Here is a 19,120-nt window from a genome sequence, read left to right on the forward strand (position 1 = left end):
GCCGTCGCGAAGCGGCGGGGGGTTTTACCTCCCCCGACCCGCTGGCGTGTCTGGCGGGAGCAAAACCCCCACCGCGTTGCGGTTGCCCCCTTTCCAAGGGGGCGGGGTCAACGCCTCAATGCTTGTGCGCCCCATCCGCCCCAATCCCCGTCATCGACCGGATGAACTGGGCATCGAACAGATCGCGTTCCTTCTGGGCGCGGGCACTGTTGTCGGTGATGGAGAAGAACCAGCAGCAGAAGAAGGACAGCATCATCGAGAACATGGCCGGATTCTGGTAGGGAATCGGGGCCTCGTCGCCGAAGTGGAAGGTTTCCACCCACACCGCCTTGGTCAGGCAGATCAGCAACACCGAGGACACCATGCCCAGCACACCGCCGGCCACCGCGCCGCGCGTGGTCAGCTTGCTCCAGAACATCGACATGATCAGCACCGGGAAGTTGGCGGAGGCGGCGACGGCGAAGGCCAGGCCGACCATGAACGCCACGTTCTGCTTCTCGAAGATGATGCCCAGCAGCATGGCGAACACGGCCAGACCGATGGTGGCGTAGCGCGAGACCTTCATTTCCATCTTTTCGGTGCTGCGGCCGTGGGCGATGACGTTGGCGTACAGGTCATGCGACAGGGCGGACGCGCCGGAGAGGGTCAGACCGGCAACCACCGCCAGGATGGTGGCGAAGGCGACGGCGGAGATGAAGCCGAGGAACAAATCACCGCCCAGCGCATGCGACAGGTGCACCGCCGCCATGTTGCCGCCTCCGCGCAGTTCCAGCTTGCCGGTCACGGCCATCTTGGCGGCGTCCAGGTATTGCGGGTTCTGGGCGACAAACAGGATGGCGCCGAAGCCGATGATGAAGGTGAGCATGTAGAAGTAGCCGATGAAGCCGGTGGCCACGAAGACCGACTTGCGGGCTTCCTTGGCGTTGTTGACAGTGAAGAAACGCATCAGGATATGCGGCAGGCCGGCGGTGCCGAACATCAGCGCCAGACCCAGCGAAATGGCGTCAATCGGGCTCTTGAACAGCGTACCCGGACCCATGATCTTCAAGCCATCGGTCTTGTTGACTTCGCCATAGACGCGCACCGCTTCGCCAAACATCTTGTCAAAGCTGAAATCGAACTGGTACAGCACCATTAGCGCCATGAAGGTCGCACCGCCCAGCAGCATCACCGCCTTGATGATCTGCACCCAGGTGGTGGCCAGCATGCCGCCGAACATCACATAGGCCATCATCAGCACACCCACAATCACCACCGCGGTGTTGTAGCTGAGACCGAACAGCAGCTTGATCAACTGCCCTGCCCCGACCATTTGCGCAATCAGGTAGAAGGACACCACCACCAGCGTGTTGATGGCGGCCATGGTGCGCACCGGCTTACGCGCCAGGCGGAACGAAGCGACATCCGCGAAGGTGTATTTGCCCAGGTTGCGCAGGCGTTCGGCAATCAGGAACAGCATGATCGGCCAACCGACCAGCCAACCGATGGAGTACAGCAGGCCGTCATAACCCTTGCTGAACACCATCGCGGAAATACCGAGGAAGGACGCCGCCGACATGAAGTCACCGGCAATGGCCAGGCCGTTCTTGAAGCCGGAAATGCCGCCGCCCGCCGTGTAGAAATCGGAGGTGGACTTGGTGAGGCCCGCCGCCCACTTGGTGATGCCCAGCGTCAGGCCCACAAAGATGACGAACATGGCGATGGCGGTCCAGTTGGTGGCCTGCTGCACGGTCTGGCCGAGGTCGCCGCCCGCCGCCAGAGCGGAGCCGCTGAGGAAGGTCAGGAGCAAAGTGCCCCATTTCAGCATCGGGTTCATAGTTGCACCTCGTCGCGCAGCAGCTTGTTGAGGGCGTCCAGCTTGCCGTTGGCGCGCCAGACATAGATGCCGCACAGGATGAAGGCGCTGAGGATGACGAAGATACCCATCGGGATACCGACGGTGGTGACGCCGCCGGACAGGGACTGGTGCAGCCACTCAGGCTCGAAGGTCACCAGCAGGATGTAGCCGAAGTAGATCACCCACATCAGGGTGGCCAGCGTCCAGCTGAGGACGCGTTTCTTGTGCACCAGTTCCTTGAAGTGCGGGTGGTCGAGGATGTCCTGTATCTGGTTTGGTTTCATGGTCTGTTCTTCTAGTTGTGGCCAGCCAGCCGGTAAGGGATAACGTCGCACTTGCCGGCGACGCGGGGTCTTCTGATGATTGAAAACTAGCAGGCGGGGAAGGGTTTGGCTTTTAGACCTTAGTCGAGAGAGGATGAGCGGCGGGTATCATCACTATCGGAGGAGGCATGGATCACTGTGCCCGGGGCAACAGGGGATAGCCTCAGGGATGAGGCCATACGACGTTGTGGTTGGAAGGAAGGGGTTCAACCCCCAGCCTCACTGAAGTCCCGACTGCCGCAGCCGGGACTTCAGCACCTCAATCTCTTCCAGCAAATCCAGCACCAGCGCCACCCCGGCCGCATTCAGTTCCAGATCAACCGTCAGGCGCAGCGCTGTCCGCGCCCGCCTCAGGTTCGAGCCCTCAAAACGCCAGCCCTGCGGATCATCACCCATGGCGGTCAGAATGCCTTCGTCCACCAGTTCCACCAGCTGCCCGAAATCGGCGCGACAGGCCTGGCAAAGTTCAACCAGCGTAAAGCGGATTTCTTCTTCCACAATCACACCCTGCAACATGGTCTGGCTGGGATAATTCATCATGATGGCTCCAGGGCAAGGCGGGGGTTGAAGTCGGGAAAGGCCGCCGCCAAGAGGCGCCAGGCTTCGCGGGCAGGTTCCGAATCCGCAGACGGCAGCACAATCGACAACACCGCGTACAGGTCGCCCGCCGGAACACCGGGCAAGCCCAGACCCTTCAGGCGCAGCTTCCGGGTTGCAGACATCCCGGACGGAACGGTCAGCCGGATTACCCGGCCCGCCGGGGTGGGAATGGTGATCCCGGCGCCCAGCGCCGCTTCCCAGGGAGCCACCGGCACATCCAGATAGACATCAGCCTCCTCAAGGCGAAAACGGGGATGCGGGGCAAAACCTATTTCCAGATACAGGTCACCAGCCGGGCTGCCGTTGACACCCGGCGAGCCTTGGCCGGACAGGCGTAAATGCTGCCCCGCGCGAATGCCCTTGGGGATGTTCACCTCCAGCTGCCGGTCCTGCATGCGCAGCTGTCCTTGAGCGTCCAGACGCGGCACCCGCAGGGAAACGGTGCGGTGCGCGCCCAGAAAGGCATCCTGCAAGGCAATCATGATCTTGGCATGATGATCGTCGCCCGGCCGCGTGCGGGCCGATTCCGCCGCATGCCGCCCGAACAGCGACTCAAAAAAATCACTGTGCCCGGACTCGCCGCGACCGCTGAATTCAAAGCCGCTGTCCCAGCCGGGGGCGGCCTTGAAGCCGCCGCCCTGACGTTGCTGCAGCACCACATCATCATACGCCGCGCGTTTTTCGGGGTTCTTCAGCACCTCATAGGCCTCGACCAGCTCCTTGAATTTGGCTTCGGCGTCCGGCTCCCGGCTCACGTCCGGGTGATACTTGCGCGCCAGCTTGCGATAGGCGCGCTTGACCGCTTCCGCCGTGGCCGCCGACTCCACGCCCAGTGTTGCGTAGTAATCCTTGAACTCCATGAAGGTTCCCGGTCCAGACCCATTGATGACGGGATGATGATGGATTCTGCGGCCGCCCTCTGTTCTTTACCGCACGGAATATCCACGGCCGCCCCTTCAGCGATGCAATCGGGTCACAAGCCGGTCCCGGAACGGGGTATCATCACTCTTTAATAACCCGTATCAGGAACAAATCCGTGATCAAGCCAAACTATTCGTTTGAAAAACGCCAGCGGGAACTGGCCAAGAAGAAAAAGAAAGCGGAAAAGGAAAGCCGTAAAAGCGTCGGTGATGAAGCCCCCGCTGAAAACCCGGAACCGGCCGTGACGCCGGATGCCGCAGAAGCCCCTGAGGCCCCTGAACAGCCCTGAAACCCGGCTGACCGGCGGCCCTCCCTGGCCGCCGGCAACACCCGATCTCCGGTAATTGCCCCTTGCTCCCCCTTCTGTCAGACTGGCCGAAAGAACAAGAACCCGGAGGATTCGGATGCCTCGCAACCTGCCCCCAGCCCCCGAACCGACCGACGTCCCCCTGACCGCCCAAGACTTTGCGGACAGCGAACAACGGCGGCGTTATGACTATTTGCTCAAGGTCGGCAGCACCGTCACGCTGCTGATGGCCGTGATCATGGGACTGTTCGTCCACCCGGTGCTGGGCCTGCTCAACAGCCTCGGCGGCGCGGGCTTGATCGCCTGCCTCCGCTGGGGTCTGGCCGCCCCCGGCACACACCGCATCTCCACCGGCCTCAACTTCGCCGCCGCCCTGATCTGCCCCGTCATACTCGCCAACGCCTGGCTCACCGGGCAGAGCCAGTCCTTCATCATGGCCTTCATGCCCACCATTCCGCTGGTGGTGATCCTGATTTGCGGCAAACGGCTGGGGGCGCTCTGGGTGGCCATCACCGCTGCTGGCGCCATCGGCATGGGCATTACCACCAGCCTGATGCCCGTGCATCCGGTCAATAACCCGTCCACCTTGATCCTGGTACTGATCCAGCTGACACAGATTGCGGTGTTCTCCACCTACAGCTTTGCCGTCCGCCGCTCCACCGAAATCCACATCGACTCACTCGACCGCGCCTACCATATCCTCAGCACGCAAAAGCAGGTCATTGAGGAACAGGCCGCCGCCCTGTCACGCAGCCTGGTGTCGGTGCAGGCGGCCAGTCAGGCCAAGTCCGATTTCCTGGCCACCATCAGCCACGAAATCCGCACCCCGCTCAGTGGCGTCATCGGCCTCAACAGCCTGCTGCTGGATACCGGGCTGAATGAGGAACAACGCCACTACATCGAGATGTCGCTGGAGTCTGGCGAAACCCTGCTGCGCCTGATCAACGACTTGCTGGACGTCTCCAAGATTGAAGCCGGACGCCTGGAGCTGGAAAACCTCGTTTTCCGGCCGCGTGACCTGCTGGCGGAAGTATTGCGGCTGGCGCATGTCCATGCCCGGCAAAAGGGCCTGCGGCTGCGTGACGACATCGAAGTTCCTGAGGCCTTGACGGGCGATGCCGGCCGACTGCGGCAGATCCTGACCAACCTGCTGAACAATGCCGTAAAATTTACCGCCCAAGGAGAAGTCACGCTGCGCTGCCGGGTCCGGGAATCGCTGCCGGATCAGGTCTGGTTGCGCTTTGAAGTCACGGACACCGGTATCGGCATTGATGAGCAAACCCAGGCCCGCCTGTTCGAACCCTTTACCCAGGCCGACAGCTCCACCACCCGCCGCTTTGGCGGCACCGGGCTGGGACTGGCCATCAGCCGTTCGCTGGCTCAGCTGATGGTGGGCGACATCGGCCTGAGCAGTACGCCGGGTGTCGGCAGCACCTTTTGGGTGGACCTGCCGTTTGAGCGGGCGCAGCCGGGCGTATCCCCGGTCACGCCCCACACCGAAAAGCCGGCGGTCGGGGAGAATACCCATTCAGGACAACCACTGGTGTTGCTGGTGGAAGACCATGCCGTCAATCAGTTCATCACGTTGCACATGTTGCAGCAGTTGGGCTGCCGGGTGGAAACCGCCGAGAACGGCCAGACGGCGGTGGACGCCATCCGCCATCAGGCCTACGACCTGGTATTCATGGATTGCCACATGCCGGTGATGGACGGGCTGACCGCCACCCGGGCCATTCGCGCCGGGGAAGCGCCCGGACGGCGCCTGCCGATCGTGGCGCTGACGGCGCAGGCCATCAGCGGCGACCGCGAACTCTGCCTGGAGGCGGGCATGGATGACTATCTGGCAAAACCGGTGATGATGGAGGAATTGCAGCAGATACTGCAGCAGTGGGTCCCAACCCTTAACCCGCCTTCCGGAACGTCAGGTTAAACCGGAACTCCCCGCACACCGGATGTCTCCCGGCAGGCACCGGCCGCACCGCATGAAACCCCAGCCGCGCCGACTTTCCCCAGACCAGCACATCGCCATCTTGCAACAGCAGGTTCCGCCCCGCCCCGGCCGGTTCATCGCCCCACCAGGCAAAGCGTGTCGGCAGGCCCAGCGATACCGAGACGATCGGCTGCGAAAAATCCCGCTCGCTGTTGTCGGCATGCCGCCCCATGCCCGCGCCCACGGCATAACGGTTCACCAGGCAGACATCGGGTTGAAAATCCGCGTATCCGGCCACGGCTGCGGCTTCACGGGCCAGCGACAGCCAAGCGGGCGGGATCACCGGCCAAGGCTTACCGTTCACCGGGTCCTGCGGGCGATAGGCATAGCCGTTGACGTCACTGGTCCAGCCCAGTTCACCGCAATTAGTCATGGCTGCGGCGACAGGATAACCAGTGTGCGTCATCATGTGGCGGAACGGCGCTTGCGCGGCCACGGCCTGCAGATCTCCCCACAAGGCTTGCGCCGAGGTGAACTGCGGCAGCAGCCATACATCCGCCGCCACTTCTTCCGGCAAGGACAACAAGGAACCCTGACGCATGTTCAGCCTCCGTCCGCCGCATCTCCGGCCGCACCGGCTTCCCAAGCAATCATCGCCTTCTTGCGAGTGTCGCCCCATCGATAATGACTGAATTCCCCGCCCGACCGGATCACCCGGTGACAGGGGATCAGGTAGCCGATGGTGTTGCGCGCCACGGCCGACGCCACCGCCCGTGTCGCCGTCGGCCGGCCCAGACCGGCGGCCATCTCCTGATAGCTGCGGATCTCACCGGGGGGTATGGCCAGCAGCGCCTCCCACACCTTGAGCTGGAAGGCGCTGCCCCGCAGCAACAGTTTCAGCGGCCGGTCGCGGGCGCCGGTGCCGGGGAAAACCAGCGGCGCCAGGGCGGCGATGGCTGCCTCGTCACGCTCGATGCCAGCGGCGGGCCACTCTGCAAACAGTTCCTGTTCAAGCACCCTGAATTCCGCATCAGTATCAAAGAAGGCCAGCTTGCAGACGCCCCGCCCGGTGGCAGCCAGCAGGCAGCCGCCAAACGGAGACTCCGCCACGCCGTAACGGATATGCAGGCCGCGACCGCCCTGCCGGTATTCGCCGGGTGTCATACCTTCGCACTGCAGCAGCAGGTCATGCAGCCGGCCGCTTCCGGACAGGCCCGACGACAGGGCGGCATCCAGCACGGACTCGCGGCGCAGGCGCTGCTTGGCGTTTTCCTTGGTGAGGAATTGCAAGTATTGCTTGGGAGAAACCCCGGCCCAGTCGGTGAACAGGCGCTGCAAGTGGAATTCGCTGAGACCGACATGACGGGCGATGTCGGCCAGCACGGGTTGCTGCGGCTGGTGGCGGTCGAGGTAACGGATAGCCTCGGCGACCAAGGTGTAGGGACGGGGTTCGGGGGTATTCATCGGTACAGGCCCGCTATAAGGATTGAGCGGATTATTGGCTGCGGGAGCCTCGGGAACAACCCGATTCTTGCTCAGCCGGGGGGCGAATGGCCATTGCTACCACGCCATGCCCGGCCGCCATTTCAGCTTTTTCGATTTGGCACCGGATGCCGCCCGCTTTTTGCCCTTCTTGCGGACCGGGGCCATTTCCGCCCGACGCTCCTGATCACGCTGGCGGGCATAGTTCAGGGTTCTGGCGAGGGTATCGTCGCTACCGGCGGGGTTGAGGCGGGCGGAATCATCCAGGGTGACCGGCTGTGCGGCCACACCCGTCGGCGGGCGATCGCCAAAATGCACCGCACCTTGCGAATCCCGCCATTGAAGTACTTCGGCATGCGCCGAAAAGGCAAAAGCCAGTGCGAAGGCGCACATCCTGTTGCGCAGCATGGTTCAATCCTCCCTGGAACCGTTTAGGGGCGGGAGTGTAATCATGCCGCCGGGAATTTTCCAGCACCCGGCAGCAGGCCAGCCCCCCCCTCACCCCACCTTCGGCAACTTCTCCATCGACGCCCGGATCGCCTCCTCCGGATACGCAAAATCCTCCAGCTTGCCGTTGAAGTAGCTTTCATACGCCGCCATATCAAAATGGCCGTGCCCGGACAGGTTGAAGAACAGCGTCTTCGGCTCGCCGGTTTCCTTGCAGCGTAAAGCCTCATCAATACAGGCGCGAATGGCGTGCGCCGACTCCGGCGCGGGAATGATGCCCTCGGTGCGCGCAAACATCACCCCGGCCTCGAAAGTGGCCACCTGCGGCACCGCCACCGCCTCAATTAACCCCTCGTGGTACAGCTGCGACACCAGCGGCGAATCGCCGTGATAACGCAGCCCGCCCGCGTGGATGCCCGGCGGCATGAAATCGTGGCCCAGCGTGTACATCTTCATCAGCGGTGTGAAACCGGACTCGTCGCCGAAGTCATAGGCATAGACACCCTTGGTCAGCGTCGGGCACGAGGTCGGCTCCACCGCCACATGACGGATCTTCTGCGCGCGCTTGTCACCGGCCGCCGCGTCACCCAGGAAGGGGAAGGTCACCCCGGCAAAGTTGCAGCCGCCGCCGCAGGGCGCAAAGATCATGTCCGGGTATTCGCCGATCTTCTCGAACTGCTTCTTCGCTTCCAGCCCGATCACCGTCTGGTGCAGCAGCACGTGGTTCAGCACCGAACCCAAGGTGTACTTGGTTCCGGCATCCGCCACGGCCTCCTCCACCGCTTCCGAAATGGCGATGGCCAGGCTGCCGGAATTGTCCGGATTTTCCGCCAGCAGGCGGCGGCCGGTGGCGGTGGCCATGCTCGGGCTGGCCAGCACCTCCGCACCCCAGGTCTGCATCATCAGCCGGCGATACGGCTTCTGGTCATGCGACACCTTCACCATGAACACCCGCACCGGCAGGCCGAACATCTGCCCGGCAAAGGCCATCGACGACCCCCACTGCCCGGCGCCGGTTTCCGTCACCAGCCGCTTCGTCCCGGCCAGCTTGTTCAACCAGGCCTGCGGCACGGCGGAATTCGGCTTGTGCGACCCGGCGGGCGACACGCCTTCATACTTGTAGAAAATCTTGGCGGGGGTGCCCAACAACTGTTCCAGGCGCTCGGCGCGGCACAGCGGGCTGGGACGCCACAGCGCATAGACGCGGCGCACTTCCTCGGGAATGGGAATCCAGCGCTCGCTGGACATTTCCTGTTCCAGCACCGGGCCGGGGAAAATGGCGAGCATGCGGTCGGGGGTGACGGGCTGGCCGTCCGGACCCAGCGACGGAGCAGGCGGGTTCTTCAGGTCGGCGACAATGTTGTACCAGTGGGTGGGAATTTCGCTCTGGTCGAGAATGATGCGGGTGGGTTTCATGGCGTCCTCGGAGGATCGGTGGTAATCGGCGCATCGGCTGTGCGCTATCACCTGAACTTACCACCCTTGACATAGCCTTGCAATTTGCAAGGCTATGGACAGTGGCCGCGGTCACGACTCCATCATCGCGCGCGTCTCAACTCTCCAGCGCCAGGATGCGTTGCAAACCCAGCAGGATATTGTACGGCGCCGAACGCTGCACAAAATTCGCCGCCCAATCAGGCGCCTTTCCACCCGGATCAAAGAAACCTTCCGCTTCCACCAGCAGCTGTTTGCCGGGCCGTGCGGTCACCTTTACCGTCATGTTCTCGGCAGGCATGCGCACCACGCCGGGAGACGGCGGAATGAAGTCCGGCAGCGCCTCCACATGCAACACGGTTTCACTGGGAGACAAGGTCTTCATCTGCACACGCACCACCACATCACGGTCCGGCAGGCTGTAGGGCGCCTTGTGCTTGAGGTACAAAATCGACTCCTGCGGGGAGATGCGCTTCAGGGTGCGCGACTCCAGAATCTGCCAGTGCCAACGGCTATAGTTATTGCCATCCATCGCCGTACGGACAAAGGCATCCAGCGTGCCGCTGAGATTCGCCTCTATGCGGAATGAACGGATCTGCTGCCCATCCTCCCGTTTCGCCCAGGTGCGCATTTCCGGCTTGCTGCTTTGCTTGATCAACTGCCATTCCGGGCCCACTCTTTCCTGCAGGACAGCCAGATCATTGTCGTCCTTCGCCTGTACGGCCGAACTGCCCAATATCAGCCCTGCACTAAAAATACTGATAACTGCTATTGTTTTCATTTACTTCATGACCCCGGAAGCCTTGCAAAAATAGGTGTGACCGCCGTGTCACGCAAAGCGGACACGCGGCCTACTTTTACCAACTTGCGCCGGTCAACGCAAACAAAATGGCGTTAGATGTCAAATTATTGGAATGCCCCAACCTTCACCACAAGATCATGTCCGCACCGCAAACAACAGGGCCGCCCTGTTGGCGGCCCCGGTCATCACGGCGTGAAAAATCGCGTCAACTCTGAAAAGGGGCTTCGCCCCGGGGACGGCGCCGCCTCCACCACCGGCGCGTGCTGACGGCTCATCTCCGTCATCAAGACATCCTTTTCCGCCCAGAGGTTCTGCACCCAGCCCTGGAATTCCGTGCGGAAGGCCGGATCGTTCTCGTAATCACCGGCAGTATACCCGGCCGGAATCGGCATCACCCGCGCCGACACCACCACCTTGCGGATGCGCCCGCTCCACAAGTCCAGGAAGGTCGGGATGCCATCCGGGTAATACAGGGTCACATCCACCATCTCGGTGACCGAATCACCCAGCGACGACAGCGCGAACGCCATGCCCGTCGCCTTCGGCTTCAGCAGAAAGCGGAAGGGTGATTGCTGACGGTCATGCTTCACCGGGGTAAACCGCGTCCCTTCCAGGAAATTCAGCACGCTGAACGGATTGCGCGCAATCTGCTGGCACGACTGGCGGGTCGTCTCCACATCCTTGCCGCGCAGGTGCGGATGCTTCGCTATCTTTTCCTTGGAATAACGCTGCATCAACGGAAAATCGAGGGCGACGAGGGCGAAGCCCACAAAGGGAATCCAGGCAATTTCGCGCTTGGTGAAGAAGCGGATCAGCGGAATCTTGCGGTTGAAGACCGTAAACAACAGGACGATGTCCACCCAGCTCTGGTGATTGCAGACCAAGAAGTAATTGCGCGAGGGGTCCAGCGGCGGCAGGTCAATCTGCCAGTCGATGGGCGGCAGCAGTTTGCGGATCAGCCAGCCGTTGATGGCCGACCAGTTTTCGGTGGAACGGAGACAGAAGCGCGTCACGCGGTCGGTCAGCGCCGACCGGGGCGCCAGCCACTTGAACGGCAGGGGCAGCACCGTCACGGAGCCGTGAAGGATGGTATTGATGATGCCCAGCGACAAGGTAAGCAGCATCCGCAGCAACGGCGGCAGGAATCCCAGCATGATATCTCCCTCTCTTGGAGGTTCCGGGACTCTTTCGAGCCGGTACCTGTCAGGGAATTGCCGGAGTGGAAAACGCCAGACACGCCCATGCAGGCATACCGGAACCATGTCTACAGTTGTAGACATGGTATACAGCTGTAGACATAGTCGTCAAGAACCGGGCTTGTAATACCGCTGTAACAGACACCGGAACGGCGGGCAGGTCAACCTCAGGCGAGGGAAGTCCTGCCCTTGCCGAACGGGGTGTTGCCGGAAAAGAGGATGTTGACCAGCGTGGTCGATACGCTCTTGATGTTTTCCCGCTGGTCGGGGTTTTCCAGGTAATTGACCGACTCCTGGAACAGTTGCTGGGTCACAGTGCGCGACAACTGGAAGGCCATGTCGCCATCGGCAGGCGCTGCCGCGACACCGCTGGTAAAGCGCCGGACATTGGCAGCGATGTCCGATGACAGGTCCTGCATCATGGCGCGGAGATGGCCGCGCACGGTCGGGGAGGCGCTGTTCATCTCGCTGACCAGCGCGATGGCTGCATCCGGGTGGCGCAGGGCGAAGCCGAAGGACCAATCAACCGTGGCACGGGAAGCTTCCAGCGGCTCCAGCATGCGCGAGCGCAGGTCAATCAGAGTGCGGCGCAGTTCATCGCCCATTTCGTCAATGGCGACCAGGGCCAGTTCCTGCATGTCCTTGAAATGGCGGTAAAAGGTGTTGGGGTTCAGGCCTGCCTCGCGGGCGACTTCCCGCAGGCCCAGCGAGACGATGCCGCGCTTCTCGGCACCCAGCTTCAGGGCGGCTTCAATCAGCTTGCGACGTCCGGCGGCTTCTTCGTGGGGATAGGCCAGCGTATTCAGCGACATGGTGTCTTGATCCTCTCAGGCTCTCTTTCCATTCTAATCCGGCCGGGTCGCCGTGTATACAATCGTATACTATCAAACCAGCCCGTCCGCACCCGTTACAGGCCCAGTTCGCTCAAGCCCGGATGATCATCCGGCCTTCTCCCCTGCGGCCAGTGGAACAACCGGTCGGCTTCCTTGATAGACAGGTCATTGATGCTGGCGTAGCGTTTCTGCATCAGCCCGCGTTCATCGAATTCCCAGTTCTCGTTGCCATAGGACCGGAACCAGTTCCCGGCGTCGTCGCGCCATTCATAGGCGAAACGCACGGCAATGCGGTTGTCGGCGAAGGCCCACAGCTCCTTGATCAGGCGGTAGTCCAGCTCCCGCGCCCACTTGCGGGTCAGGAATTCCACGATCTGCGCCCGCCCGCGCGGAAACTCGGCGCGGTTGCGCCACTGGCTGTCCTCGGTATAGACCAGCGAGACGCGAACCGGGTCGCGGCTGTTCCAGCCGTCCTCGGCCATGCGTACTTTCTGGATAGCGGTCTCGCGGGTAAAGGGCGGCAGCGGCGGACGGTTTTCGGAGGGGATGGTCATGAATGTTTCTCCTGTTTACATGGATGTTATCGAGCCGACAGTTGCGCCTTCAGGTCGGCAATCTCGGCATGCAGTTGCTCCAGCATCACCTCCACCTCCGGCACGGTATAGCGCGGCGTGATGTGCTTGGGACAATTCCAGTCCCAGGCCTCAACGGTGATGACAATGCCCCGCTCCACCGGCGCACGGTAGGACTGGTCTTCCAGCCGCGCCACCAGTTCCGGTTCGTCCGTTTCATGCACAATCCGCGCCCGGCCCCAGATCTTCAGGCGGCGGCGGTTGGCGTAATCCATCAGGATCAGCGACACCCGCTCGTCGCCCATCAGGTTGCCGACGCTGAGGTACTGCACGTTGCCACGAAAATCGGCATAGCCGATAGTGCGCGCATCCAGCACTTTCAGGAAGCCCGCCGGGCCGCCACGATGCTGCACGTATGGCCATCCGTTGTCGCCAACGGTGGCCTGGTAGAAGCTGTCGCGGGCGGCGATGAACTGCGCCTCGCGCGGGCCGATCTCGTTGCGGCCGTCTTCGGCCAGTTCAAAACCGCGGTTGGCGTCGCGGCTGCCGTACAGGCTTTGTGCGGCCTTGACGCTGTCGGTGAAGGTGATGGCGGCGAAGGCGCGGGGCATGGCGGTTCTCCAGTTAGCCGACGTAGGGGCGCACGCAGTGCGCCCCTACGGGTGGACGGATCAGGACCGGAACAGACCGGCCAGTTCGCCCTGCTGTTCCAGCGCATGCAGCTCGCTGAAACCGCCGACATGGTGGTCGCCAATAAATATCTGCGGCACAGTGCGCTGACCACTGCGGGCGATCATGGTGTCCCGCTGTTCAGCGGACTGATCGACGCGGATCTTCTCCACCGGCGCACCGATGCGGTTCAGCAGGTTCTCCGCCTGCACACACCAGGGGCAAGTGCCGGTGCTGTAGAGGGTCACGGTATTCATGATGCTTCTCCTGTGGTCCCACGTTGGGGCGCAACGCTTGCGCCCTCGCCGCCGGACACGATGGCATTAAATGGATGAGGTCTTCGTTTGCGAGGGCGCATGCGATGCGCCCCAACAGGTCAATTTCGGGCCGATGGCCTTACAACGCCACCTTCGGAAAATCAATCTCCACCCGGCTGGCCTTGCCGATGAGGTTGGTCAGGTAATTCAGCCCGACATGGGTAATCACCTCGACAATCTCGGCATCCGAGTACCCGGCTGCGCGCATCTCCTGCAATTCAGCGGTGGTGACATCACCGGTGTGCTCCGCCACGGCGCGGGCAAACTTCACCGCCACGGCGGCCTTGGCATCCTGGCTGGAACCGGCGCGGTTGATGCCCATTTCATCGTTGTCCAGCCCGGCCTTGCGGCCGATGGCGGTATGGGCGGAGACGCAGTATTCGCAGGTGTTCTGCTGCGCCACGGCCAGCGCGATGCGCTCACGGGTCTTCGGGTCCAGGCTGCCTTCCCCGGCAATGCCGTGGAAGCCGAGGAACGCGCGCAACGCGGCGGGCGAGTTGGCGAAAATCTTCAGGAAATTCGGCACCACGCCCAACTGGGCCTGGATGGCGTCGAACAGGGCATTTTGTTCGGCAGTGGCGGTGTCGCGGGTAACGGTGTGGATGCGGCTCATGGCGATGACCTCGGTTGGCTTGGGGTTGGGGTTGGGGTTGGGGCAGCGTGCTGTCTGCCGATGGAGCCATCTTGCCAATCTTCGCCGGATTGAAGAATAATCAGATTCGGCAATACATTCTTTCACCAAACGGAATAAACCCATGGACCGCCTACACCTGATGACCGTCTTCGTCGCCGTCGCCGAGGAAGAAAGCTTCAACGGTGGCGCGCGCCGTCTGGCGATGTCGCCGCCCGCCGTGACGCGCTGCGTGGCGGCGCTGGAGGCGCGGCTGGGCGTGAAGCTGCTGGACCGCACCACGCGCTATGTGCGGGTCACGGAAGTGGGCCAGCGTTATCTGGACGATGCGCGGCGGATCATCGCCGAGGTGGACGAGGCCGACGAGGCGGTGGTGGGCATCAACGGCACGCCGAAGGGCCAGCTGACCGTGACCGCACCGGTGCTGTTCGGCAAGCTGTTCGTGACGCCGGTGCTGGTGGAGTACCTGCAACGCTATCCGCAGATGGATGTGAACGCGCTGTTCCTGGACCGGGTGGTGAACCTGATGGAGGAAGGCGTGGATGTGGGAGTGCGCATCGGCGAGTTGCCGGATTCGTCAATGAAGGCCTTGCGGGTGGGCGAGGTGCGGCGGGTGCTGGTGGCGTCGCCGGGGTATCTGGCGGAACACGGAACGCCGGGGGAGCCGGGGGATCTGGTCGGGCACCGGATTGTGGCGGCGACGGGGGTGACGCCGTCGGTGGAGTGGAAGTTCGCGCAAGGGCGGTCGGTGCGTTTGCGGCCGCGCCTGACGGTGACGACGAATGAAGCGGCGATCGAGGCGGTTAAGGCGGGGTTCGGGATGACGCGGTTGATGTCGTATCAGGTGGCTTCATGGGTGGCCGCCGGGGAGCTGCGGGTGGTGATGGAGGAATTCGAGACGGCGGCGTTGCCGATTCATGTGTTGCATCGGGAGGGGCGGCACAAGTCGGCGAAGGTGCGGACCTTGGTGGATTTGATGGTGGAGAGGTTGAGGGGCGTGAATTCCCCGATTTGAGCGAAGGTGGTTGGCAAGGGTTTCCGGCTTCGTTTAGAGTGGCAACATACTACCCGAAAAGCGCACTACCCGAAAAGCGCAGGCCCGTTCATGAAAGCCTTTCCCCGCATCCATTTTGACCCCGCCGTGATGGGCGGCAAGCCCTGTATACAGGGAACCCGGGTGACGGTCGCCACGGTGGTGGGGTTGGTTGCCAGCGGGCTCCCGGCGGATGAAATTGTCCGGGCGTATCCCTATCTGCAGCCGGACGATTTCCGGGAGGCTTTGGGTTATGCAGCCTGGCGTCTGGAAGAACATGAACTGCCGTTGAATGATGCGGCATAAACATTCTGGTGGACATGAACCTGTCGCCGTTCTGGGCTCCTTTTTTGACGGCGCGGGGTAATCAGGCCGTACACTGGTCAACCGTGGGCGTGGCCATGCGCCGGATCGGGAGTTGATGGCATGGGAGCAGTTTTGATCCGGCATGATTGGTTGAGGTATTGTTGAGCTTCGGAGTCCAACGCGAGCTTGAGAGTTCAGACCTGTGCACCGTTAGTCATACGGGGTCACCAACTTCCAGAATGCGGCCATACTTGGCAACTCCTAACTTTTGGAAACGCAAGATCATCCTCACAGCGTCCTATTGCATCTTCGAACGTTTTAGCGTCTATACTCATTTTTTGTAGCTAGTGGAATGGGGCCTCCTTTTCCACAAGCCAGGAGAAAAATCATGGGGTTTAAGGCAGTAAAGGATTGGAGCTTCGATGACATTAGCTGGGGGCGTGTAGCTGCTGGTACAGGGGTAGGCCTTGTTGCGGTGGCATGTGCACCTTTCACTGGTGGGGGCTCGATTCTGGGTGCAACAACATTGTGGGCCTCCATGACTGCGGCCTCTGCAGCCGCTGGTGCAATCGGTGGTGCGGCGGCTGGGTCTTGTTTTCAGGATGAGCCCGATAAGGAGCAGGCCGACAAGGCTGATCTCGCAGATAAATTAAAGCGGGCGGAAGACGCTCTTGCCAAAGGCAAAGAGCGTTTCCGTAGTTATGCTCAATTTGAGCTCATTTGCATAGCGCTTTTTACTCTAGCGGTTGCCGCAGCGGCTAAAGTTGGCCGACTCCAAGAAAGCGAGGCCAACCTGCGCAATATCATCTTCGGCATCAGCGCAAATGCCATTCCAACTGAGCTCAAGGCTCAAATTGATCAAGTCTGGTGTCAACCCATTGGGCTTGATCAGGCGCTTGATGATTTGAAGTCGAAAGTCAGTGTAGGTGATTGGCATGTGGTCTCCAGCTTGATAGAGCTCCTTGCGCTAATCGATATAGATGTGAAGGGAGACTATGACTTGTGGGCTAGTAAAGGACAGGAGGCAGCATGAATGATGAACTGAAGGCGTTTGCAAAAGTTCTGCGCAAAATGCCACCCCCTACACCCGAGAGAATAGTTCCCGAAGTGTCGGAAACGCTGTTGCTGTCATCCTCGTCAGACTACCGTAACGCCACTTGCAACATGATATTGGCGGCCAATGAAGATCGTGCCGCGGGGCATAGGCTGATTGAGCAGTTGAAGAAGGAGCGCCTTGAAACGGCCTTTCGAGCGAGACTCACAGAAGTGCGTAGTCATGCGTTGCTTACCATTGGCAATGCATTTGGAGTCGGAACTATTGTGTCGGCACTCGACAAGCATGGTGGCCCTGTCGATACGCTACACAATGCTGAGAGTGGCGTGTATGCATCAGAGGACGCTCGACAAAAATTCGAAAGTCGCCCTGAAAAGTGCTCAAAGGAATACTACGGCGACAAGGCCTTCATTGATCGTGGAAAGGATGATCGGCTTCTCCACAAAAAGGGTGAGTTGATTGATCGTTACACTGGCAAGCCACTCCAAAGGAACGCTAACCGTGACTTAGACCATGTGATTCCTATAGCTGAGATCCATAACGATCCGAAAGTGTACTTGGCTGGTGTCAATCCAGTTGAGATGGCCAACTCGGGCGCGAACCTGGTCTCTACGCACGAAAGTGCTAACAAATCAAAAAAGGATAAAACTGCTTCGAGATTTGCCAGTAACTTGGATGCAACGGCACTTGAACGTCAGTCAGAGATTGCTGCATTACAAGCGCTTCAGAGCCCTAGTGATGCCCAACGTATGAAATTGAAAAAGTTGCAGGCCTTGGATGCTGTAGATGGCAACTTGGTGCGTGAGGTGGATCAGGAAGCCCGCGCTGATTACGAAAGCAGGTTGAACAAAGCATATTATTTGGGTGATCGGTTTCCGAAGGAGGCCGCGCTAGCGACCGCCAAGGGGGCTGCGAATATGGGGCTTCAGCAGGCATTTGGCTTGGCGCTTTGTGAACTGGTAGTGGCATTAATGGATGAGGCGCAGTCGATTTGGCAGATAGGCTTTAAAGGTGATGAGCCTGATCAGAGCTTTCTGGCTGTGCTCAAAATACGGCTGCTGCGAGTCGCTAATCGAGTTGGCCGGCGTTGGAAGGATGTGCTGTCAGCTTTCATGGTTGGTGGTGTATCAGGTCTGTTTTCCAGCATCACGACAATCGTCATTAACACCGTTGTCACTACATCAAAACGCATTATTCGTTTGTTGCGTGAGGGGGCACAGTCCTTTCTGCACGCACTCAAAACTTTGGTGCTGCCACCCCAAGATATGACTATGCGCCAAGCGGCCCACGAAGCCACCAAGATACTTGTTGCTGGGGTTGCTGTCTCAGGTGGTCTGCTATTGGAAGAATACATCCAGAAAGCCCTCTTGGGCTTGGGAGTCCCCTTTTCCAATGAAATTGCCACGGTATTGCTGGGGCTCGGTACAGGACTGGCAACTGCAATTTTAATGGTGGTTCTTGATAGGGTGGACTTATATGGCCATATGGCCATTGAGGAGAGGCGTGATATAGACACTGCCTTAGATGTGAGAATTTCCTCTTCTATGGAGGCTATCGTTCAACATGCAAAAGCCTTTGGGTAGAACGCTTGAGAAAACAGGACCGGCGGCTGCTTTTGGATATGCTGATGACGCAAGGAGGTCATCACTGAGTGTAGCAGCTTTTCTTGGGCAGCAGCGCCTTTCCGGCTTCGTAAATTCGCTACAGAATAAATGCAGGACGGCGACCCCAGGGATCAATTAATATGATTTTATTGAATGATCTCAAAACTCCGTTATTTAACGAAATGCGTAATTTAATTCTCTCTTCAATATCAATACCGTATGCAATGTGATCAACAAGGATGAGCCACCATTCTTGATATTTATTTCTGTATTCAGCCGTTTTACGCTCTTTTTCCAAAATACAAAGACGTATATTTTTTTCTAACTCCCCCATGACCCAGCCCCCTGAATCATCATCACTGCTTGCACCGAATAGAAAAAAAGTACCATGATCTTTACTAGCTCTAATAAAATCGATCTTAAAGTTAGCGCTGATTTTAATAACCATTTTTGAGCGAAGCGGTAAATTCATGAAAGTATTCAACCCACTTTTTAACTTTCTCTCAAGAGAAGTCAATGAACCGATTGGGCGTCGAAAATCCATTCCGACAAACCAGCTTTCTCCATTCACTGATGGCCCCATTGCAAGCAGTAATCGTTCAAAGCGTTGTTGAAGTGGTATCGCCAACTCTTCAAGCCCTTTGATTGAACCATCCAAGTTGTGATAATTCTGGTTAAGGCGTCGAACTTCAACACCAATATTATTTCCTACTGAAAAATCAGGTGGATTATTGCCGTCTGGCTCGAAGAAGACAGTACCAATATTGAGATTACGTAAATACTGCTCTGCGAGTCGCTCCTCTTCATTCATTTTCTTCATTT

22 protein-coding genes are annotated in these 19,120 nt (G+C 59.9%); 6 read left to right on the forward strand and 16 right to left on the reverse strand.

Annotation, left to right across the window (positions count from 1 at the left end):
- Positions 1-115: 115 nt before the first annotated feature.
- The 4 genes from Q7T36_RS16075 to Q7T36_RS16090 form a co-directional block, all read right to left on the reverse strand.
- Positions 116-1,807, reverse strand: coding sequence for a cation acetate symporter (locus Q7T36_RS16075; protein WP_304851638.1), 1,692 nt, complete (start codon positions 1,805-1,807; stop codon positions 116-118).
- Between the two features lie 5 nt (positions 1,808-1,812).
- A complete protein-coding gene (locus Q7T36_RS16080; protein WP_304850993.1) occupies positions 1,813-2,121 on the reverse strand; it encodes a DUF485 domain-containing protein in 309 nt (102 codons plus the stop codon).
- A gap of 258 nt (positions 2,122-2,379) precedes the next feature.
- Entirely contained in the window at positions 2,380-2,700 is a 321-nt protein-coding gene (locus Q7T36_RS16085) for a chaperone modulator CbpM (RefSeq protein ID WP_304850996.1), read from the reverse strand.
- Positions 2,697-3,620 (reverse strand): DnaJ C-terminal domain-containing protein, encoded by a 924-nt coding sequence (locus tag Q7T36_RS16090; RefSeq protein ID WP_304851000.1) that lies wholly within the window; start codon positions 3,618-3,620, stop codon positions 2,697-2,699. Before Q7T36_RS16090 ends, Q7T36_RS16085 begins: the two co-directional genes overlap by 4 nt.
- Positions 3,621-3,796: 176 nt before the next feature.
- On the opposite strand from Q7T36_RS16090, the gene Q7T36_RS16095 reads away from it, so the two are divergent.
- Both Q7T36_RS16095 and Q7T36_RS16100 read left to right on the forward strand, forming a co-directional pair.
- Positions 3,797-3,970, forward strand: a complete 174-nt coding sequence (locus Q7T36_RS16095) for a hypothetical protein (protein WP_304851003.1) — start codon at positions 3,797-3,799, stop codon at positions 3,968-3,970.
- Between the two features lie 115 nt (positions 3,971-4,085).
- On the forward strand, positions 4,086-5,918 hold the full coding sequence (locus Q7T36_RS16100) for an ATP-binding protein (protein ID WP_304851006.1): 1,833 nt from the start codon (positions 4,086-4,088) through the stop codon (positions 5,916-5,918).
- Here the strand turns inward: Q7T36_RS16100 and Q7T36_RS16105 are convergent.
- From Q7T36_RS16105 to Q7T36_RS16155, 11 genes are all read right to left on the reverse strand, one after another.
- Positions 5,890-6,519: an alpha-ketoglutarate-dependent dioxygenase AlkB gene (locus Q7T36_RS16105; protein WP_304851008.1), complete on the reverse strand. Its 630-nt coding sequence runs from the start codon at positions 6,517-6,519 to the stop codon at positions 5,890-5,892. The two genes, Q7T36_RS16100 and Q7T36_RS16105, sit on opposite strands and share 29 nt — an antisense overlap.
- Positions 6,520-6,521: 2 nt before the next feature.
- Positions 6,522-7,382, reverse strand: coding sequence for a methylated-DNA--[protein]-cysteine S-methyltransferase (locus Q7T36_RS16110; protein WP_304851011.1), 861 nt, complete (start codon positions 7,380-7,382; stop codon positions 6,522-6,524).
- Between the two features lie 96 nt (positions 7,383-7,478).
- Entirely contained in the window at positions 7,479-7,808 is a 330-nt protein-coding gene (locus Q7T36_RS16115) for a DUF4124 domain-containing protein (protein WP_304851014.1), read from the reverse strand.
- Positions 7,809-7,898: 90 nt separating this feature from the next.
- Positions 7,899-9,263, reverse strand: coding sequence for a TrpB-like pyridoxal phosphate-dependent enzyme (locus Q7T36_RS16120; protein ID WP_304851017.1), 1,365 nt, complete (start codon positions 9,261-9,263; stop codon positions 7,899-7,901).
- A gap of 136 nt (positions 9,264-9,399) precedes the next feature.
- The gene (locus Q7T36_RS16125) at positions 9,400-10,062 is read right to left on the reverse strand and encodes an START domain-containing protein (protein ID WP_304851020.1); all 663 of its coding nucleotides are present in this window, start codon (positions 10,060-10,062) and stop codon (positions 9,400-9,402) included.
- Positions 10,063-10,268: 206 nt separating this feature from the next.
- Positions 10,269-11,237, reverse strand: coding sequence for an acyltransferase (locus tag Q7T36_RS16130; protein ID WP_304851023.1), 969 nt, complete (start codon positions 11,235-11,237; stop codon positions 10,269-10,271).
- Between the two features lie 209 nt (positions 11,238-11,446).
- Entirely contained in the window at positions 11,447-12,091 is a 645-nt protein-coding gene (locus Q7T36_RS16135) for a TetR family transcriptional regulator (RefSeq protein WP_304851026.1), read from the reverse strand.
- A 95-nt stretch (positions 12,092-12,186) separates the two neighbouring features.
- Positions 12,187-12,666, reverse strand: a complete 480-nt coding sequence (locus Q7T36_RS16140; RefSeq protein WP_304851030.1) for a nuclear transport factor 2 family protein — start codon at positions 12,664-12,666, stop codon at positions 12,187-12,189.
- A 26-nt stretch (positions 12,667-12,692) separates the two neighbouring features.
- Complete coding sequence (locus Q7T36_RS16145; protein WP_304851033.1) at positions 12,693-13,295, reverse strand: pyridoxamine 5'-phosphate oxidase family protein; 603 nt, start codon at positions 13,293-13,295, stop codon at positions 12,693-12,695.
- Positions 13,296-13,355: 60 nt separating this feature from the next.
- Positions 13,356-13,610 (reverse strand): glutaredoxin 3, encoded by a 255-nt coding sequence (gene grxC / locus Q7T36_RS16150; RefSeq protein ID WP_304851037.1) that lies wholly within the window; start codon positions 13,608-13,610, stop codon positions 13,356-13,358.
- A 139-nt stretch (positions 13,611-13,749) separates the two neighbouring features.
- Positions 13,750-14,283, reverse strand: a complete 534-nt coding sequence (locus Q7T36_RS16155; RefSeq protein ID WP_304851041.1) for a carboxymuconolactone decarboxylase family protein — start codon at positions 14,281-14,283, stop codon at positions 13,750-13,752.
- Positions 14,284-14,425: 142 nt separating this feature from the next.
- Between Q7T36_RS16155 and Q7T36_RS16160 the strand changes: the two genes are divergently transcribed.
- The 4 genes from Q7T36_RS16160 to Q7T36_RS16175 all read left to right on the forward strand — a co-directional run bounded on the left by Q7T36_RS16160 (position 14,426) and on the right by Q7T36_RS16175 (position 18,277).
- Positions 14,426-15,316 carry a LysR family transcriptional regulator gene (locus Q7T36_RS16160; RefSeq protein ID WP_304851045.1) on the forward strand — a complete coding sequence of 297 codons (891 nt, stop codon included), beginning with the start codon at positions 14,426-14,428 and terminating at the stop codon, positions 15,314-15,316.
- Between the two features lie 90 nt (positions 15,317-15,406).
- Positions 15,407-15,640 (forward strand): DUF433 domain-containing protein, encoded by a 234-nt coding sequence (locus Q7T36_RS16165; protein WP_304851048.1) that lies wholly within the window; start codon positions 15,407-15,409, stop codon positions 15,638-15,640.
- Between the two features lie 388 nt (positions 15,641-16,028).
- Positions 16,029-16,673, forward strand: coding sequence for a hypothetical protein (locus tag Q7T36_RS16170; protein ID WP_304851051.1), 645 nt, complete (start codon positions 16,029-16,031; stop codon positions 16,671-16,673).
- On the forward strand, positions 16,670-18,277 hold the full coding sequence (locus tag Q7T36_RS16175) for a hypothetical protein (RefSeq protein ID WP_304851054.1): 1,608 nt from the start codon (positions 16,670-16,672) through the stop codon (positions 18,275-18,277). The genes Q7T36_RS16170 and Q7T36_RS16175 overlap by 4 nt, the downstream gene beginning before the upstream one ends.
- Before the next feature lie 118 nt (positions 18,278-18,395).
- On the opposite strand, the gene Q7T36_RS16180 is transcribed toward Q7T36_RS16175, so the two are convergent.
- On the reverse strand, positions 18,396-19,118 hold the full coding sequence (locus tag Q7T36_RS16180) for a hypothetical protein (RefSeq protein ID WP_304851058.1): 723 nt from the start codon (positions 19,116-19,118) through the stop codon (positions 18,396-18,398).
- Positions 19,119-19,120 lie beyond the last annotated feature (2 nt).

The organism is Fluviicoccus sp., assembly GCF_030646115.1.
In the GTDB taxonomy this organism is placed as follows: Bacteria; Pseudomonadota; Gammaproteobacteria; order Pseudomonadales; family Moraxellaceae; genus Fluviicoccus.

Excerpts from the sequence above, each read along its gene's own strand:
- Q7T36_RS16145 (WP_304851033.1), bottom strand. The coding sequence starts at position 13,295 with ATGCCCCGCGCCTTCGCCGCCATCACCTTCACCGACAGCGTCAAGGCC.
- Q7T36_RS16085 (WP_304850996.1), bottom strand. The coding sequence starts at position 2,700 with ATGATGAATTATCCCAGCCAGACCATGTTGCAGGGTGTGATTGTGGAA.
- Q7T36_RS16140 (WP_304851030.1), bottom strand. The coding sequence starts at position 12,666 with ATGACCATCCCCTCCGAAAACCGTCCGCCGCTGCCGCCCTTTACCCGC.
- Q7T36_RS16180 (WP_304851058.1), bottom strand. The coding sequence starts at position 19,118 with ATGAAGAAAATGAATGAAGAGGAGCGACTCGCAGAGCAGTATTTACGT.
- Q7T36_RS16155 (WP_304851041.1), bottom strand. The coding sequence starts at position 14,283 with ATGAGCCGCATCCACACCGTTACCCGCGACACCGCCACTGCCGAACAA.
- grxC (WP_304851037.1), bottom strand. The coding sequence starts at position 13,610 with ATGAATACCGTGACCCTCTACAGCACCGGCACTTGCCCCTGGTGTGTG.
- Q7T36_RS16075 (WP_304851638.1), bottom strand. The coding sequence starts at position 1,807 with ATGCTGAAATGGGGCACTTTGCTCCTGACCTTCCTCAGCGGCTCCGCT.
- Q7T36_RS16100 (WP_304851006.1), top strand. The coding sequence starts at position 4,086 with ATGCCTCGCAACCTGCCCCCAGCCCCCGAACCGACCGACGTCCCCCTG.
- Q7T36_RS16090 (WP_304851000.1), bottom strand. The coding sequence starts at position 3,620 with ATGGAGTTCAAGGATTACTACGCAACACTGGGCGTGGAGTCGGCGGCC.
- Q7T36_RS16120 (WP_304851017.1), bottom strand. The coding sequence starts at position 9,263 with ATGAAACCCACCCGCATCATTCTCGACCAGAGCGAAATTCCCACCCAC.
- Q7T36_RS16170 (WP_304851051.1), top strand. The coding sequence starts at position 16,029 with ATGGGGTTTAAGGCAGTAAAGGATTGGAGCTTCGATGACATTAGCTGG.
- Q7T36_RS16125 (WP_304851020.1), bottom strand. The coding sequence starts at position 10,062 with ATGAAAACAATAGCAGTTATCAGTATTTTTAGTGCAGGGCTGATATTG.
- Q7T36_RS16130 (WP_304851023.1), bottom strand. The coding sequence starts at position 11,237 with ATGCTGGGATTCCTGCCGCCGTTGCTGCGGATGCTGCTTACCTTGTCG.
- Q7T36_RS16175 (WP_304851054.1), top strand. The coding sequence starts at position 16,670 with ATGAATGATGAACTGAAGGCGTTTGCAAAAGTTCTGCGCAAAATGCCA.
- Q7T36_RS16110 (WP_304851011.1), bottom strand. The coding sequence starts at position 7,382 with ATGAATACCCCCGAACCCCGTCCCTACACCTTGGTCGCCGAGGCTATC.
- Q7T36_RS16115 (WP_304851014.1), bottom strand. The coding sequence starts at position 7,808 with ATGCTGCGCAACAGGATGTGCGCCTTCGCACTGGCTTTTGCCTTTTCG.
- Q7T36_RS16135 (WP_304851026.1), bottom strand. The coding sequence starts at position 12,091 with ATGTCGCTGAATACGCTGGCCTATCCCCACGAAGAAGCCGCCGGACGT.
- Q7T36_RS16165 (WP_304851048.1), top strand. The coding sequence starts at position 15,407 with ATGAAAGCCTTTCCCCGCATCCATTTTGACCCCGCCGTGATGGGCGGC.
- Q7T36_RS16160 (WP_304851045.1), top strand. The coding sequence starts at position 14,426 with ATGGACCGCCTACACCTGATGACCGTCTTCGTCGCCGTCGCCGAGGAA.
- Q7T36_RS16080 (WP_304850993.1), bottom strand. The coding sequence starts at position 2,121 with ATGAAACCAAACCAGATACAGGACATCCTCGACCACCCGCACTTCAAG.
- Q7T36_RS16105 (WP_304851008.1), bottom strand. The coding sequence starts at position 6,519 with ATGCGTCAGGGTTCCTTGTTGTCCTTGCCGGAAGAAGTGGCGGCGGAT.